General features: G+C 41.2%; 17 protein-coding genes. 8 read left to right on the top strand and 9 right to left on the bottom strand.

The features are described from left to right. Nucleotides 1-3 precede the first annotated feature (3 nt). Nucleotides 4-1,059 carry a tRNA 2-thiouridine(34) synthase MnmA gene (gene mnmA, locus VB732_RS19955; protein ID WP_323232639.1) on the bottom strand — a complete coding sequence of 352 codons (1,056 nt, stop codon included), beginning with the start codon at nt 1,057-1,059 and terminating at the stop codon, nt 4-6. 303 nt (nt 1,060-1,362) lie between these two features. On the opposite strand from mnmA, the gene VB732_RS19950 reads away from it, so the two are divergent. After that, on the top strand, nt 1,363-2,244 hold the full coding sequence (locus tag VB732_RS19950; protein WP_323232638.1) for a hypothetical protein: 882 nt from the start codon (nt 1,363-1,365) through the stop codon (nt 2,242-2,244). A gap of 13 nt (nt 2,245-2,257) precedes the next feature. On the opposite strand, the gene VB732_RS19945 is transcribed toward VB732_RS19950, so the two are convergent. Beyond that, a complete protein-coding gene (locus VB732_RS19945) occupies nt 2,258-2,383 on the bottom strand; it encodes a DUF6887 family protein (RefSeq protein ID WP_323232637.1) in 126 nt (41 codons plus the stop codon). Nucleotides 2,384-2,461: 78 nt separating this feature from the next. Further along, entirely contained in the window at nt 2,462-2,557 is a 96-nt protein-coding gene (locus VB732_RS36000) for a DUF6888 family protein (RefSeq protein ID WP_416235759.1), read from the bottom strand. 277 nt (nt 2,558-2,834) lie between these two features. Between VB732_RS36000 and VB732_RS19940 the strand changes: the two genes are divergently transcribed. From VB732_RS19940 to VB732_RS19925, 4 genes are read left to right on the top strand one after another with little or no spacing between them, the layout of a single operon-like run. Further along, nucleotides 2,835-3,146, top strand: a complete 312-nt coding sequence (locus VB732_RS19940) for a hypothetical protein (RefSeq protein WP_323232667.1) — start codon at nt 2,835-2,837, stop codon at nt 3,144-3,146. Nucleotides 3,147-3,171: 25 nt separating this feature from the next. Next, complete coding sequence (locus VB732_RS19935; RefSeq protein ID WP_323232636.1) at nt 3,172-5,463, top strand: hypothetical protein; 2,292 nt, start codon at nt 3,172-3,174, stop codon at nt 5,461-5,463. Continuing rightward, nucleotides 5,456-6,106 carry an OmpA family protein gene (locus VB732_RS19930; RefSeq protein WP_323232635.1) on the top strand — a complete coding sequence of 217 codons (651 nt, stop codon included), beginning with the start codon at nt 5,456-5,458 and terminating at the stop codon, nt 6,104-6,106. Before VB732_RS19935 ends, VB732_RS19930 begins: the two co-directional genes overlap by 8 nt. Nucleotides 6,107-6,119: 13 nt before the next feature. Beyond that, on the top strand, nt 6,120-7,535 hold the full coding sequence (locus VB732_RS19925; protein ID WP_323232634.1) for an EH signature domain-containing protein: 1,416 nt from the start codon (nt 6,120-6,122) through the stop codon (nt 7,533-7,535). A 6-nt stretch (nt 7,536-7,541) separates the two neighbouring features. Here VB732_RS19925 and VB732_RS19920 read toward each other — a convergent pair whose 3' ends face one another. The 5 genes from VB732_RS19920 to VB732_RS19900 form a co-directional block, all read right to left on the bottom strand. Further along, nucleotides 7,542-7,730 (bottom strand): hypothetical protein, encoded by a 189-nt coding sequence (locus VB732_RS19920; RefSeq protein WP_323232633.1) that lies wholly within the window; start codon nt 7,728-7,730, stop codon nt 7,542-7,544. After that, nucleotides 7,727-7,963, bottom strand: a complete 237-nt coding sequence (locus tag VB732_RS19915; RefSeq protein WP_323232632.1) for a DUF433 domain-containing protein — start codon at nt 7,961-7,963, stop codon at nt 7,727-7,729. Before VB732_RS19915 ends, VB732_RS19920 begins: the two co-directional genes overlap by 4 nt. A 616-nt stretch (nt 7,964-8,579) precedes the next feature. Continuing rightward, complete coding sequence (locus VB732_RS19910; protein ID WP_323232631.1) at nt 8,580-10,196, bottom strand: vanadium-dependent haloperoxidase; 1,617 nt, start codon at nt 10,194-10,196, stop codon at nt 8,580-8,582. Nucleotides 10,197-10,315: 119 nt separating this feature from the next. Further along, entirely contained in the window at nt 10,316-11,389 is a 1,074-nt protein-coding gene (locus VB732_RS19905; RefSeq protein WP_323232630.1) for a WD40 repeat domain-containing protein, read from the bottom strand. 126 nt (nt 11,390-11,515) lie between these two features. After that, nucleotides 11,516-12,082, bottom strand: coding sequence for a ferric reductase-like transmembrane domain-containing protein (locus tag VB732_RS19900; protein ID WP_323232629.1), 567 nt, complete (start codon nt 12,080-12,082; stop codon nt 11,516-11,518). A 161-nt stretch (nt 12,083-12,243) separates the two neighbouring features. Between VB732_RS19900 and VB732_RS19895 the strand changes: the two genes are divergently transcribed. Then, nucleotides 12,244-12,369, top strand: a complete 126-nt coding sequence (locus VB732_RS19895; protein ID WP_323232628.1) for a hypothetical protein — start codon at nt 12,244-12,246, stop codon at nt 12,367-12,369. A gap of 291 nt (nt 12,370-12,660) precedes the next feature. Further along, a complete protein-coding gene (locus tag VB732_RS19890) occupies nt 12,661-13,383 on the top strand; it encodes a TerC family protein (RefSeq protein ID WP_323232627.1) in 723 nt (240 codons plus the stop codon). Nucleotides 13,384-13,557: 174 nt separating this feature from the next. Here the strand turns inward: VB732_RS19890 and ndk are convergent, their stop codons facing one another. After that, nucleotides 13,558-14,007: a nucleoside-diphosphate kinase gene (gene ndk, locus VB732_RS19885; protein ID WP_323232626.1), complete on the bottom strand. Its 450-nt coding sequence runs from the start codon at nt 14,005-14,007 to the stop codon at nt 13,558-13,560. A 238-nt stretch (nt 14,008-14,245) separates the two neighbouring features. Here ndk and speA point away from each other — a divergent pair, with 238 nt between their 5' ends. After that, a complete protein-coding gene (gene speA, locus VB732_RS19880) occupies nt 14,246-16,264 on the top strand; it encodes a biosynthetic arginine decarboxylase (protein WP_323232625.1) in 2,019 nt (672 codons plus the stop codon). Nucleotides 16,265-16,312 lie beyond the last annotated feature (48 nt).

Here is a 16,312-nt window from a genome sequence, read left to right as displayed (position 1 = left end):
TTTTTAACTAAACTGCTCAATTATTCCGCCACCTAACACTTTTTCCCCGTCATACCACACCGCCGCTTGTCCAGGAGTGATGCTGAATTGGGGTTCATCAAACACCAAACGCACGCGCGAGTTTTCCAACGGAATCACCGTCACTGGTGTAGGCGTTGAACGATAGCGAATTTGCACTTCGGCACGAATTGGGGTAGATGGTTCAGCAATAGAAACCCAGTTTACCCGATTTACAGTGCATTCTGGCTGAGTTACCTTGGTGCGATCGCCTACTACCACTTTATTATTTGCCGCATCTAATTCAATCACATACAGAGGTTCGGCAGCAGCAATTCCCAAGCCTTTGCGCTGGCCAATGGTGTAGTTATGAACACCATCATGTTGTCCCAAAATTTTGCCTGTGGTATCGACAATATCGCCTGTTTTGGGGGCTAAATATTTATCCAAAAATGCCCGCATGGAACCATTACTTTCCACTAAGCACAAGTCTTGACTTTCTGGCTTATCAGCAGTTTTCAGTCCGTATTCAGCCGCAATGCGGCGCGTATCGGTTTTTTCTAGTTCCCCCAAAGGAAATATAGTTGCTGCAAGTAAATCTTGAGACAAATCATAGAGAAAGTATGACTGGTCTTTGTTGCGGTCAACAGCCCTTAATAACTGGTAACGTCCAGTTGCTTCGTCATAGCTAATTCGGGCATAATGACCAGTGGCAATGCGATCGCAACCCAATTGTTCACGAGCATACTGCACCATTGGCCCAAACTTTACCGTTTTATTGCACTGAGAGCAAGGCAAAGGCGTGATCCCAGCGCTGTAACCAGTCACTAAATAATCGATAATATGGGTTTGAAAGACATCCCGAATATCCACGACTTCATGGGGAACACCCAGTTGTTCACAGAGATCAGCCGCGTCGATCATACCTTCAGAGCAACATTGACCTTTGCCTTTCATTAGCCAAAGAGTCAAACCAATCACTTCATAGCCCTGATGGTGCAGGATAGCTGCGGCGGTGGAACTGTCAACGCCACCAGAAAGACCAACGACGACTTTTTTCATACAAAGCACGACACGATATGCGTGGTTGTCCAATTGTAGCACACACTCTTGAAAGCCTTACTACCAAAGCACTTCGGTTTTTAAGTCACGACTTTTAAGCCGTGGGTTTCCCCTGTTCCCTGTTCCCTATTCCCTCTGAAGGATGTATTTTTTGCCATAGAGATGATCTAATTTTACGTTAACGCTATATAGTTGCTACAACGGTGAACTAATTAGTTCCTGATGGAAATTATCTAAAAATACTTTGACTACTTTCTAAGTACTATGTTGAGAGGAATACCAAGTCAATTTATCCCATTTAAAATGCTGCGCCGAAGTTCTGAAGGTTGCAAACTCACTATCAAACTTCTTCCCTTACTAGTGGGAGGATGGTTAGTGCTGATTCTCGACTCTATCCCAGCACAAGCACAAATCCACAATAACCTGCTATTGGCTCAAACAGGTGAAACTTTACCGCCACCGCCAATTCCCTTTGGTCAACAGCCATCACCGCAGTTACAACCAGCACAAAGTAATCAGTTTGAGCAGGATTTTCAGCCTTCCCAACCGTTACAAAATAATCAGTTTGAGCAAGATTTTCAGCCTTCTCAACCAGTACAAAACAATCAGTTTGAGCAGAATTTTCAGCCTTCACAGTTTAGTCAATATGACCAGAACTTTGAGCGCTACTTAGTTTATGTAGATAGTAGTGATTTTCAGACGCTACAAGCAATCCGTCAAATTGAACCCAGTGCTTACATTCGCCAGTACCAGGGACGAAATGTTATTCAGTCAGGTGTTTTTAACAGAGTATCTAACGCCCAACAACGGGTAAATGAGTTACAGTCACGGGGCATATATAACGCCCGGATTCTCAGCTTTGCTAACGGACAGGAGATAGATGTAAGTGATAGAAGCTTTGCAGGCTATCGCAGTAATATAAATCCTCCTAAGCAAGCCTCTAGATATTATGTCGCTATTCCTACCACTCAAGAACAGTTATCTGCGATCGGCTCACAAGTTAGGCAGAATCTAGCCCGATTTAGTCAAGATTTAGGACGATCTGGCGGAGTTACCGAAAGGGCGCAACCACGAGGGCCACACGTAGCAGTAGGGCCTTTCGCTAATCGATTTCAAGCTGAGGAATGGAATAAATACCTGCGAAATATAGGCTACCGTAATGCTAGGGTTTACTACGGTAAATGAAGCGAAAAGTCATTCAATGCAGTGGTTCTTTTCTAAGTTTGTCCGTTAATGCATAAAAAGCTTCTTGAGCGTCTCGATGTTGCAACACATAAGCTCTCAACTCTTGTTTAGTCATCCCTTGAAAATTTGCCTTAGTCATAAATATCTTACCCTCCCATTTGGCAATATTTCTACTTTCAAAGCTCTGTTCAGCCAGAATGTAAATGCGTGTTGTCCGTTAATCTAATCTCACCAAGTAAATTGGTAGGTAAATCTGAGTTAAATCCTGACACATTTTAAATAATTCAATTGCTTGTTCATTCGTTGGTTTCATTTAGCATATTTAGCGAAATACCAGTAAGAATTTATCAATTTGTAGGGTGCGTTATTAACGCATCGTCTATTAAATAGGAATGGCGTTGCGAAAAGGTTAATTTATGCACTTTTTCAACGTCCAAAGAGCAATTTGGCATCAAAAATTACTTTTATCAATATAACTTTAGCAAAAAAGTTAAATAAGTTTCCATTTTGGGAAACATAGACCTATTGAAGCTTAAGCAGGTAGGTCAAAAGCATTGATTAGTGAAACTGCAAAATTATTGTACCCCTCAGTGGAGAAATTGGTTAACGAGATTGTGGCAGTTAACCACGCTTGGAAAGTGGCTAGTGAATTATTTGGAGAAGATTCACCCCTATCTATTTCTTTACGGGATTTAAAAACCTGTTTGCAAGTGCGTTTGTTGCGAAACTATGCACCAGAACAGGTTTATTTGATTGAGGATAAAGAATCAGAAGGTGAAGCACTTTACAGCTTATGTCTCCGACAAGCTATAGGAAATCGCCTTTATGCAGAACATCTTCCAATGCGGATAGCTCAAGATGTTTTTGCGGACAAAGAATTAGAGAAATTCAAAAAGATATAACCAAGAGAAATAAGAGGGGTGCAGTGTGGAAATAGCAAAAGTTTGGAACATTATTTGGGATAACGAACCTTTTCATTGGACAATTGCTTTTGTATTAGTAGTTGCAATTATTGTCGAGTTTTTCACATTATTGCAGTATTGGCGCTCAGAGTGTGGCACAACTGGAGCCTCTATTAAATTTTTGAGTAATTTGAAAAATGGTAAAAATGTAAAGCTTTCAAATGAAGTTCGCCAATGGTTAAAAGATCATTTAGGAACTGATGACTCTAGTAGATTCAGGCAAAAAGATGGTAATTTCATACTCATAAAGTATCCATCTATCTTAGCCCACGCCATACCTCGTAGTTCCCTACGCTTCGTGACAACCTTGTGTACTGCCATCGGCGTTTTAGGAACCTTTTATGGTATACAACAGGGACTCCAAGGAATCAATTTATCTACAGAAGATACGAAAGAACTCATGGCTGCCAGCAAAGAACTACTGGTAGGAATGAAAACAGCCTTTTCCACTTCTCTGATGGGGCTTGGTTGTGGTAGCTTGTTTACTCTAGTTTTGTTTGGGTGTGATTCGCTACGGCAGAAACGGCGTGATAGTTTGCGTCAGAAATTGAAGGCGATCGCAACTTTAAAAACCGCAGAGAACGACAACCGTGAAGTAGCTGAAGCACTTAGTCTTGTAGCAAAAAACTTGACTGGGTTAAAGCAGCTAAATGCAGAAGGCATTGGTCAAGCTGTAGGTAGGAGTATTGTAGAACAATTCGCAGGCTTAAACCAATTGTCAGCCCATGCTATTGGTCAATCTGTAGGAGAGCAAGTTCAAACTGCTATTTTACCAGCGCTGCGAGCAATTTTCAAAGAGCAGCAACAACTTCGAGAACTCCAAGAAAATCAGGGACAGAGGGTTTTAGAAGAACTCATTAAGGATATGCGAGTTCAGGTACTCGAACCGATTGCAGATCGACTAGATAAAAGTGCAGAGTTAACCCAACAAGCTTCCACCGCAGTGTTGACCCTGCATAAGGAACTCGGTGGTATCTCTCAAAGTTTGGCAAATTCCATCCTGACAATTGAGAAATTTCAAAAAGAGACTTTGTTAGAACTCCAAGGATTTGCTAAGAATTTGGGAGACACTCTCAATCAATTTCAAACAGATACAAAAGGTGTTTTACAACAAACAGCCGACGAAATTAATAGAGCCGTCAACCAAAGTATCCAGGGAATGACAGCCCAGCGAAGTGCTTTTGAAACAAGTGCAGTGCAAGCTGCTGCTACCTTCCGAGGAATTCGAGAGGAACTTCAGACAGCGCTACAAGAACGGGCAATAGTAGAACAGCAGATGCTTCAAGGATTTGCTAACAATATGGGACAAACTTTGAGTCAATTCCAAACTGAAACTACAGGAGTTATACAACAAACATCTCACGAAATTAATCGAGGTGTAGCTCAAAGTATCGAAGGAATGACAGCCCAGCGAAGTGCATTTGAAGCAAGTGCAGTACAAGCTGCTGCTACCTTCCGGGGAATTCGAGAGGAACTTCAAACAGCGCTACAAGAACGCGCAGCAGTAGAACAGCAGATGCTTAAAGCTACTCAGACTGGAATTATCCAAATTCTCACCCAAGCAAATAGAACCTTTCATGAGCAAACTAATACTCTACAAACAGTGGGTAATCAAGCTTCTGGGTTGATGAATGATGCGAAGGATAATCTTCTGGCTACTTTAGTAAATATTGATGCGACACTCACAGCGACTCGCCATACAGTAGAAGATGATTTGACAAGGTTTAGGGAAGAATATCAAACAAATTTACAGACATTCTTTCAACAACAAAACAACTTACTTGAGGGGACGCTAGGCAAACAACGAGATGGATTATCGGGGATTGTGAACAATCTTGATCAAGTCTTCCGAGAGGAATTTGAAAGACGTAGTAAATTGACTCAAGAAGTAGACGAAAGCATGACTAAAATTCAGGTATCTGTCGAACAAATTAACAAATTAGTTATTGCGGCTGGATTAAACGATGCACAACGACTAATTCAACTAGAAAAGCTTGCAAGCGGAATTGGACAGCAAGTGCAAATAGTAGATAATTCATACATAAGTTTGAATAAAACATTTCACAATAGTCTTGAGTCTTGGCAGAGTCACCTTGAAAGTTCTATGCAAAGGACTGTTGACTTACAGGAAAGCTTTTTCCAACAAGCAGATACTTCTATGGCTAGAGTTTGCGGAGGTTTGCTAGAGACAGCAAGAGTTTTAGTTGCTGCACATGATAACCGCCAATTTGGTAATGGTGTAAGCAATCATGGATGATTTTATCAGAGGTGGAATTGATGCAGAGATTATAGAGGATGATGACTCTAGTATCTATCTGTCTATTGGCGATCTGATGTCTGGGTTACTAATGTTTTTTGCTTTGCTATTTATCACTGCCCTACTCCAGCTTGCACAAAAGGATGTACCGAAACGGGTAGTAATTGGTAACGTTGTGGGACAGATGAAAAGCAACAATATCAATGTTAAAGTCAACCCAGAAACTGGGGATGTCAGTATCCAAGAATCAATTCTTTTTGCTAAGGGAAGTACAGAACTTAAACCAGAAGGTAAAGCTTTTCTACGCCGCTTTATCCCTGTTTACAGTGGGGTTATTTTCTCAAAACCAGAATTTGAGCAGGAAATTAGCCGCGTAGTTATAGAAGGTCACACTAGCTCAGATGGAGACGATAAAACTAATTTACAACTAAGCTTGTTGCGATCATCATCAGTTTACAACTACATTTTTTATGATATGAATTTCTCTACCAAAGCACCTTTAAGCCAGAAAATCTTAGCTGCTGGTCGTGGAGAAATTGAATCTGACAAAAAACGTGATAATCCAGGCGATCGCAAGGTAGTTTTTCGCTTTCAGTTTCGCAGTGATGAGTTAAAGAAAAATATCAGCAACACCTCTCTTTAAAGGAGCTAAAACTTTGAATTCTAAGTTTTCTATTCCTTCCCTACCTGAAATTCCCAAGTGTAGTCCTAATCAACTTATTCAGCTTGCAAGTAACTTACCAGATGCAACAATATCAATACCAAGTGTTGATAAAATATTGGAAGCTATTGAACAGGGTAAAGCTGATCAAGTAAGTAAGTTGGACTGGGTTTATTGCATTCATACTAAAGCACAGTGGGATCAGCAAAATATTGACCGATCCAGGAAAACATCAGCAGCCATTTGGAAGGTAGCAATTTATAACTCATGGCTACAACATCAGCTATTGTGGCGTTTAGCTCTTTATTATGGCGATCAGCAAGAACAGGCGTTAGCAAAGTCTTTAGTTGAATCTTTTGATATCTTTGCTCATTCTGACTTAGTTAGTCACCTGCTACCAGTTCAAATTATTCTGGCGTTTCGCAGTACACAAGCAGGTATAGAATTAGCAAAAATTGCTTGTGAACAGCGTATTAATAGAACTGAATTGCTAAACATAATCAAAGAAGATTTACCTATTTGGATTCCAATATTCAGCAGATTTATAGAAGAAATAACTCCCTGTTTTACTACAATTTGTTCCCCAAATCGGCAGCAAGTAAAATGGTTGTTAAGTTGTTTGGACGAAATGTCAGATAGTCAGCAAATAAAAGCTGTTAATCATTTACTAACTAATGTTTCCAATGATATAGCAAACAATCATTCTTTACTGGTTGATTGGTTGAGACATAACTATAGAAATGGTGAAAATTGGTATAAACTTTCAGATCCAGCAAGGCAAAGACTTCGAGATTGGATTGGAGGTATCAATTATGGTGATTTCCAAAAGTTAGTAAATCTCATATTGAACAAGCTGGATTTAGAAAACTTCGAGTCAAATCGGCTATGTAGTCGCAGGGATTTTTGGGCTAATTACAGTAACCGCTTTGAACGACTTCGTATCTTGTTACCCAAGACATCACAAATTGCCATAGGGTATCAAATCCAAGGTGATGTTGATTTATTAGAGGATGATGGTAGCGACCCGACAGAGGTGTGTATATTCGATTTTGGTGAGTGGTTTGTAGTCGAGTTCTTTCGTGGAAGAGGTGGTGAGACGCGCCTGTTTCCGAAAAATTCCACAAATGAGCAAATCCTTTTTGGTGAATCAACACTTTCAGTCAAACGGATTCGCTGTCTGGGTGGCGATAAGCACGATCATGTCTTTCTTTGGCAGGTGCAGGAATTTACCCCCACTTGGCTTAAAAATTATGGAATTCTGCCTAATCCAAATACCCAGCCTTCCAGAAACCCTACAGCAAAGAAATTACGAGAGCGAGAAAACAAGCTTGAGCGATGGAAAACAGAAATTGATTATCTAGAACGGGAAGCTAAAGCCTACTGTAAGAAGATTTGTTTTTTAATAGAGTGAAAATTATTAACTTAAATCATTATCTAAAAACAGCGTCTCTAAATCACGATAGCCAGTCACTATCCGTACAACTTCAATCCCATCTGCAATTGGGCGATAAAATATCAAATAATCATCTTTATGGTTGTCATAACCTGAAGTTTTGAGAAAACGGGCAAGACGAACTGCTAACTGAGCATCGACAAGAAATTTCATGAGGCGATTCGATGAATGCTTTTGACTTGGCTGAGTCGAGCGGCAAACAACAAGACAGCCAAAACATCTTTAGATTCTAAATCGTCATAATCTGCCAATATTTCCTCAGTAGTCATGCCAGAACTGAGCAGTTCCAAAATAAACTCAACTGGATAACGAAGTCCTCGAATGCAGGGTTTACCGTGGCAGATATTTGGATTATGAGTGATGCGTTGTAGAAGTGTGTCATTCATAAAGAAATATTCATAAATTATTACGATATTTTTGTTCTCATATTTTAATTCTAGATGCTAAATAACGACAGTAGAAAAATAATTGTAGCTACAAATAAATACTTTTGATTTTTAATTTATTCTTAATTCAGAGCTTTAGATGTATTAAATTATACTTTAATGCACAAATAAGAAAGGCGATCGCCCTCTGCCAAGAATCTGCGTAGGCTTATAGCCCGTCGTAGACATCGCCTTTCTGTAAAACCCCATTCTGGGAGACAATTACAATGATGACACAAGTACAAAAGTTTGTAAAAAATCAGAAGTTCGCCCAATCAGAATTACAATAATACTTAGATGTCTCTACAAAGGTTTTAAATAACGCATCATTAATCCTGTCTTGTCACTCTGGTATAATTCAAACCCTAAAAGCTTTTCGGAGCTTGACTTTCTATTTTTTAGGTAGATTTTTTATTTACTATTAGAAAATAAAGCCTGGAATTTTGATTGAATCAACTTTTCGGAATCTGGCTTCGATTATTGTTTTCCAAAAGTGACAAAACAAGATTAATTTCTGGATATGTCTAATACACAGTTTGAATGCGTCACAGCTTAAGAAGCCTATAGTCACTAATGACTAATCGTCCTTTTCTTCCATAAGGTGTTTCACTTCATCACGAGAAATTTTGATTTTCTGACCATCAAATTTAGTCAGATTAAAGAAAAAGTCTTCGTTATAGGTAAGTGACTGTTCTTGCAGCAGGCCAATTGCTATCTGCTCACCCAGTTTCACAGACTCCGTGTAATCACTGCGCCAGTGAACACCAGCACCATTACGAGCGATGGAAATATTGGCAGCAACCTTATTTAACTCTCCACCAACCGTCATTTGGCCTACATCAGCGCCATCATATTTAACTAGTTCCGTACCTTCAGCATTAGGAACTACTGGTTTAGGAATCACCCAAGACTCATCAAACCAAGCTTTTAGAATAGTAACGCAAGCACCCGCAACAGTAGCGTGTCCAGCACCGTAGGCGGGGTGGGTGGGAGAACCTTCTGGGAATGCTATTGGTAACAAATAAGTACCGTAGCGGCTGTGAACTTTTTCGAGGGCGCTGCTGCGGAAAACTTCATCATTAATTGGATATTTTGCTTGGCCAGTCAGTTGATTATGAATTAGTCCACCAAATGCTTCAGGACGTAGGCGGCGATGTACATACCACTTTTGGAACCATACAGCTTTTAGCGCTCTGGTTGCTACCTCAGTCACCAAACTAAGAACATGAGGATCGCCAAAAGTCCCAAACCCCATTTGAGTTTTAGAATTTTTGTAAGGGTTTCCTTCATCTACAGGAGCTTTCGCTTTCGGGTCTAATAGAATCAAACAGGCGTTGAGGTAAGCTTCGTAGAGAGCATCAACGTGGACATATTCACCGATATCTCGCAGATTACGGATATGGCGGGGTGTGCTATCAAAAGCATCTTCTTTGGCTTTGCCACCATTTTGGATATTCAACCAACTTTCGTAATCAGTCAAATAATTGATATTTGACTGTACAGTTTTTTGCTTTTGAGAAATCGTTAGGGAACCGTAAGGAATATCCTTGAGCAAGAACTGGGAGATATAAGGGCCTACTAAGTCACCTGCATGAATACCTCGGAAAATGGTAGCTGGTGTGACACATCCACCAACTTTTGCCCCGCGAAAGTCAGACAATTTGGACAAATCTGCTGCCGCTTCCGCTATCAAAGGATTATTTGTGTAATCAGTGAAATTGATATCTCGCAACAGTGCCATCCAGTAAAGTTCCACCATTTCCCCAGAGTTTTCGGCTGAGTCGATACGAGGTGCTGGAGGAATAGCTAATGCATGTCCGTCGGGGCCTTCTAAATCAAAACCTAAACCTGCTTGAGGATTGGTCGATTTGTGACCAAGACCTAGCTTAATAGCTTCAAAGTCACCCGGTTTGCCGCTTTCAAGGGCTTTGAGTAGAGATTTGTAAGCTTCTGGCTTAACTTCTCCAAGTTCATTATGAGGCAAACCTTTAGAGAAATTGGCAATATAATTAGGATTTCCATCTGCGCCGCGATAGTCTTGTTGTTCACCATTGCAAACATGATCGGCTGCACCACGATTAAAGGCAATTTGTGCTGCTTCACGACGAATTGATCGAGATGATCTCCGACGTTGTTTGTTGTTTTCAGGGCCAAGTTCTTGGCATTCTTGGCGAGAAGGACGCTCTTTATTCATAATAGATTCCTTTTGTGAATTTAGTGAAATTAGTATGTGTTGGTCACACATATATCTACTGATTACAGTTTGAAGATTACGGAAAAGCTGGCAGATTTTTCTAAATAAAAAAGCGGTTTTTACGTAGACGAGTTTTTCCCGAAGTCCAACCTGGAAACTTTAGTGGTATCGCTAGGTACAGACCAAAGTTTGATGGTTTCGTCACTACTGCCACTTACTAGGGTTTTCCCGTTAGGACTGAAGGCTACAGACCATACAGATTTGCTATGTCCTGCAAAGTTGGCAAAGAGTTTGCCACTAGGTAAATCCCAGAGCTTGATTGTTCTGTCATAACTACCACTGGCTAAGGTTTGTCCATTAGGACTAAAGGCAACAGACCATACAGATTGAGAATGACCTGCTAAAGTGTGCAACAATTTGCCATCGCCTAGCCCCCACAGTTTGATGGTTTTATCCATACTGCCACTGGCGAGGGTTTGTCCATCAGGGCTGAAGGCAACAGAAGATACTCCTTGGGAATGCCCTGTAAGAGTCTGTATTAGTGCCGCATTGCCAGTATTTAGCTGCCAAATTCTGATGGAGTTATCTCTGCCACCACTGGCTAACTTCTGGCTATCGGGGCTAAAAGCAACAGACTTTACCCAGCCCACATTCTGGAGTGTAAAGAGTTCTTTGCCTGTGTCTAAATTCCAGAGCTTAATCGTATTGTCAGCACTGCTACTAGCAAGTGATTTTCCGTTGGGACTTATAGCGATCGCTTCTACATCGTCTTTATGCCCTTCAAGGGTACGGATGAGAGTTCCTGTTTCCAGATTCCACAGTTTAATTCGATTATCCCAACTGCCACTAGCGAGTACACGGCGATCGCTGCTAATTGCTAAGGATACAACTGCATCAGCATGACCTTTAAAAGTGTGGAGTAACTTACCAGTGGGTAAATTCCAAATCTTGATTGTGCCATCATAGCTACCACTAGCCAAAGTATTACCATCTGGACTGATAGCGATCGCATAAATCCAGACTGAATGCCCTTTGAGGGTTTGATAAGGTTGAATCATTGGCAAGGACATAGCCCCAGGCGTGGCCATCTGGAATGGTAATAGTAAACGATAAGAGCTAAACCCAGCCAAGGTTGCTGTAGACGTAATTGCCACTACTGCTGTAATTTTATTAATAATTGGATTTGACACCACAGAGGGACTCTCCATTGACACAATTTAAGCGACAAATAGTATGAGAAAACAGCAGGCAGAAGAAATTGAAGCCTGTTTTAGCTTTTTCAATTCATTATTTACTTCTGCCATGTTGTAATAATGGAACTATCTGTTGTTTTGTCCTGCTAAATCTGGCTGAGTTAATTTCTTGGCGTTTCTTTGTTGCTTATCCTGATGTTCAATCCGAAGCCGGATGATAAACAAAACCGTGATTAGGATAGTAGCAACAAGGCTAATTGGTGTTAAATATGTCCAATGATCTGACATTTTATCCCAGATATGCCAAATCAAAATGATCATAGCTACATAAGTAAGCTTATGTAATTGTTTCCAATTCTTTTTCAGCTTTTTTACACTCCAATTATTAGAAGTTATAGAAAGGAGTGTAAAAATAATGAAAGTGCTTACACCCTGGATATATATCCAAAATGTATTGATGTCAAAAAAATCAAAGTTTCTCTTTTGAACCATTAGGAACCCATGACCCAATGCTAAAAAGAAAGCTATAAGACCAATGTTCCGGCGGTGTTTTAGTAGCAATTGGGGAATTCCAGTCTCTTTAGTTTGAGGAAGAACAATTCTAAAAGTCGTGGGAATTAGTGTGGCTATATAACTAGCCAATGCGAGAAATCCTAGAATATTAGCTAGGGATGGTTCATCCATTGAAATCATAATCAATCCCTAAAAATAAGATTTTTGACAATAGAAACTACAGGTATAAATAGTGAAGCGAAACTTCCGCTCATCATCAGAAGTTAGCAGATGAGCTAGGCATTTTAGTCCGTAAAGTTAAAGGCAAGCCTATATATTTATCAGAGGCTAATTCAAAATTTATGCAATTGTCAAAAGAAATTACAACTATTGCTAAAATTACTTACGAGAAAAAGGCATCTGGTCAAAAGGAATATAAAGACGTAGCACTGCTACTTCTCTACAAGAGTTATGGATTTAATTTCTGAAAATGTCTAATATTTGTAACCTACCTTTCTTCTAATGAAGAGGCTAGACGAACCGGAAATGCTTTGCATAACATGGACTATTGCGATCGCACTAAGCTAGATGTTAAAACTTCGGATGTATTGGCTTATACGTAAATTACCCTAATTCCACTGTGATAGCATCGATCCGACCCTCTTTAAAATGCACCATAAGCACGTTAAGCTGAATTAAAGAGACAATTTTTTGCGCTTTTTAATATACAAATCTCTGTTCTTGTCAAATTTTAATTTTTTCTGCTTGAGAAACCCGGAATGCTAGACCGAATTTTTGATTACCTCGACTTTCATTTCAGCCTTGAAGCCCTTATAGTTCTGCTGATCCTGGTGCTTTTAGAGGCGCTGTTATCTGCCGACAATGCGATCGCTCTGGCTGCGATTGCTCGCGGGCTGGAAGACAAAGAACTTGAGCGTAGAGCTTTAAACTTTGGTTTAGTCGTTGCTTATGTACTGCGAATCTCCCTGATTCTCACTGCCACTTGGGTACAACAATTCTGGCAATTTGAATTATTGGGCGCTGCTTATCTGCTGTGGTTGGTATTTCAACACTTTACCTCGGAAGAATCTAAGGACGATCACCATCACGGGCCGCGTTTTAATTCATTGTTGCAAGCCATACCTGTGATTGCATTTACAGATTTGGCATTTTCTTTGGATAGCGTGACAACTGCGATCGCAGTTTCTCAAGAAAAATGGCTTGTGCTGACGGGTGCAACAATTGGTATTATCACGCTGCGATTCATGGCGGGATTGTTTATCCGTTGGCTAGACGAATACGAAAACTTAGAAGACGCAGGCTATGTAACTGTAGCTTTTGTGGGCTTGCGCTTATTTTTAAAAGTGGTGAACGATAATTTAGTTCCACCTGAATGGATCATGATTACTGCTATCTTCCTGATTTTAGGTTGGGGATTTTCCAAGCGTGTTAGCGCTGAAGTGCCCCAATTAGAACCAGAAAAGAGCGAAGTATCTAAGTAACAAGAGCAGGGGGCAGGGGGCAGGGAGCAGGGAGCAGGGAGCAGGGAGCAGGGAGCAGGGAGCAGGGAGCAGGGAGCAGGGGAAGAACTATTGATTTATTGATCCATACCCAATTCCCAATTCTCAATTCCCAATTCCCAATTCCTAATCCCCAATCCCCAATCCCCTAATATTTTACTCGTGCAACCAAGGTGTTATGTGTGGTTGCCAACTGACTAATTCTTCATCTTTAAACCATAGGGCTATTTCCTGCTTCGCGGTTTCTGGAGCATCAGAACCGTGGATCAGGTTGCGACCAATATTTATGCCAAAATCACCGCGAATTGTTCCCGGCTCTGCTGTTAAGGGGTTCGTCGCACCAATAATCTTTCTGGCAGATGCAACAACGCCATCACCTTCCCATACCATCGCCACCACTGGGCTAGAAGTGATAAATTCCACTAGACTGGCAAAAAAGGGACGTTGCCGGTGAACACCATAGTGTTGTTCAGCCAGTTCCTTACTGACTTTCAAGAACTTTAAACCAACTAGGGTAAAACCTTTAGTTTCAAAGCGACGGATAATTTCCCCCACTAATCCCCGTTGTACTCCGTCAGGCTTAATTGCTAAGAATGTACGTTCCATTACGATCTCCCAAAGCTTAATAAAGTTTTTATTTTGTCAATTGTCAATTGTCATTTGTCCTGAGTCTAAGGATTTTGCACTAATGACCAATGACCAATGACCAATGACCAATGACCAATGACTAATGACTAATGACCAATCAGAGTTTATCTCAGAAATTATCCCTGGGTGCATATACGTTCCCAAATGAATGCGTTAAATTGTTAAGTCGTGGGCGAAAAACAGAGGTTAGGAAGAAATGGGTGCTGAGTCAACTGCTACACCTGACGAGGTGGTACAAGTACCGTCCAATGGACAAAAATCTGAAGTGAAAAATCATAAACAAAAGAAACTTTTACCACCTAGTACTCCCGCAGGAACTTTACCTCGCTCCTGGAAAATTGAGGATAGCGAAGCGTTGTACCGTATTGAAGGTTGGGGACAACCCTATTTTTCCATTAGCGCTGCTGGTCATGTCACCGTGTCACCAAAGGGCGATCGCGGGGGATCTCTTGACTTGTTTGAATTGGTCAACGCCATGAAACAACGTAACTTGGGACTTCCTATGTTGATTCGCTTTTCCGATATTTTGGAAGACCGGATTGAGCGGTTGAATGCTTGTTTTGCCAAAGCGATCGCTCGCTACAACTACCCTGGTGTCTACCGTGGCGTGTTTCCTGTCAAGTGCAACCAAGAACGGCATTTGATTGAGGATTTAGTCAAATTTGGCAAACCCCATCAATTTGGTTTAGAAGCTGGTTCCAAGCCAGAATTAATGATTGCTCTGGCTGTCCTCGATACACCAGGAGCGTTGTTAGTTTGCAATGGCTACAAAGACCGAGAATATATCGAAACGGCAATGTTAGCCCAAAGGCTAGGGCAAACACCAATCATCGTCATAGAACAGATTGAAGAGGTTGATTTGGTGATTGATGCCAATCGCCAGTTAGGTATTAAACCGATATTAGGGGTTCGTGCCAAACTCAGTACCCAAGGTATGGGACGTTGGGGAACCTCTAGTGGCGATCGCGCTAAATTTGGTTTGACAATGCCTGAAGTGATCGAGGCTGTTGACAAGTTACGGGATGCTAACCTGCTCGATTCTTTGCAGCTGATGCACTTCCACATCGGCTCACAAATCTCTGCCATTAATGTGATTAAAGATGCCATCCAAGAAGCCAGCCGCATTTATGTGGAATTGGCAATGCTGGGAGCGGATATGAAATACCTTGATGTTGGTGGCGGCTTGGGCGTAGATTATGATGGCTCCCAAACCAACTTTTATGCATCGAAAAATTACAACATGCAAAACTATGCTAACGATATCGTGGCAGAGTTAAAAGATACCTGTGCAGAGCGGCAGATTGCCGTACCAACACTGATTAGCGAAAGTGGACGAGCGATCGCTTCCCATCAGTCGGTGCTGATTTTTGATGTTCTTAGTACCAGCGATGTCCCTCTCGATTCACCAGAACCTCCACAAGAGGGAGAATCGCCAATAATTAATTACCTTTGGGAAACTTACCAATCCATCAACCAAGAGAACTACCAAGAGTTCTACCACGATGCTGCCCAATTCAAAGAAGAAGCCATCAGCCGCTTCAACTTAGGAATTTTGCGCCTGAGAGAACGAGCCAAGGCCGAACGACTATATTGGGCTTGTTGCCAAAAAATACTTAACATCACTAGGCAGCAAGAATACGTACCTGATGAACTAGAAGACCTTGAAAAAATCATGGCTTCCATCTACTACGTTAATATGTCAGTGTTTCAATCAGCACCAGATTGCTGGGCAATTGACCAGCTATTCCCAATCATGCCAATCCACCGCTTGGATGAAGAACCAATCCGCCGAGGGATTTTAGCAGACCTTACCTGTGATAGTGATGGTAAAATCGATCGTTTTATTGACCTGCGCGATGTCAAATCTGTTTTAGAGTTGCACACCTACAAGCCCGGAGAACCCTATTATTTGGGGATGTTCTTGAATGGAGCTTACCAAGAAATCATGGGCAATTTGCACAACTTATTTGGCGACACTAACGCCGTTCACATCCAATTAACCCCCAAAGGCTACCAGATTGAACACGTTGTTAAAGGTGACACCATGAGCGAAGTAGTAAGCTACGTTCAGTATGACTCCGAAGACATGGTGGAAAACATTCGCCAGCGTTGCGAAAAAGCGTTAGAAGAAAAGCGAATCACCCTAGCAGAATCTCAGCGATTACTGCAAACCTACGAGCAGAGCCTCAGAAGATACACTTATCTAAATAGTTAGATTGGGAATTGGGAATTGGGAATTGGGAATTGGGAATTGGGAATTGGG

This window comes from Nostoc sp. UHCC 0252, assembly GCF_034931145.1.
In the GTDB taxonomy this organism is placed as follows: domain Bacteria; phylum Cyanobacteriota; class Cyanobacteriia; order Cyanobacteriales; family Nostocaceae; genus Nostoc.
Note: the sequence above shows the minus strand (reverse complement) of the source record. Positions and strands in the feature narration are given on the sequence as shown.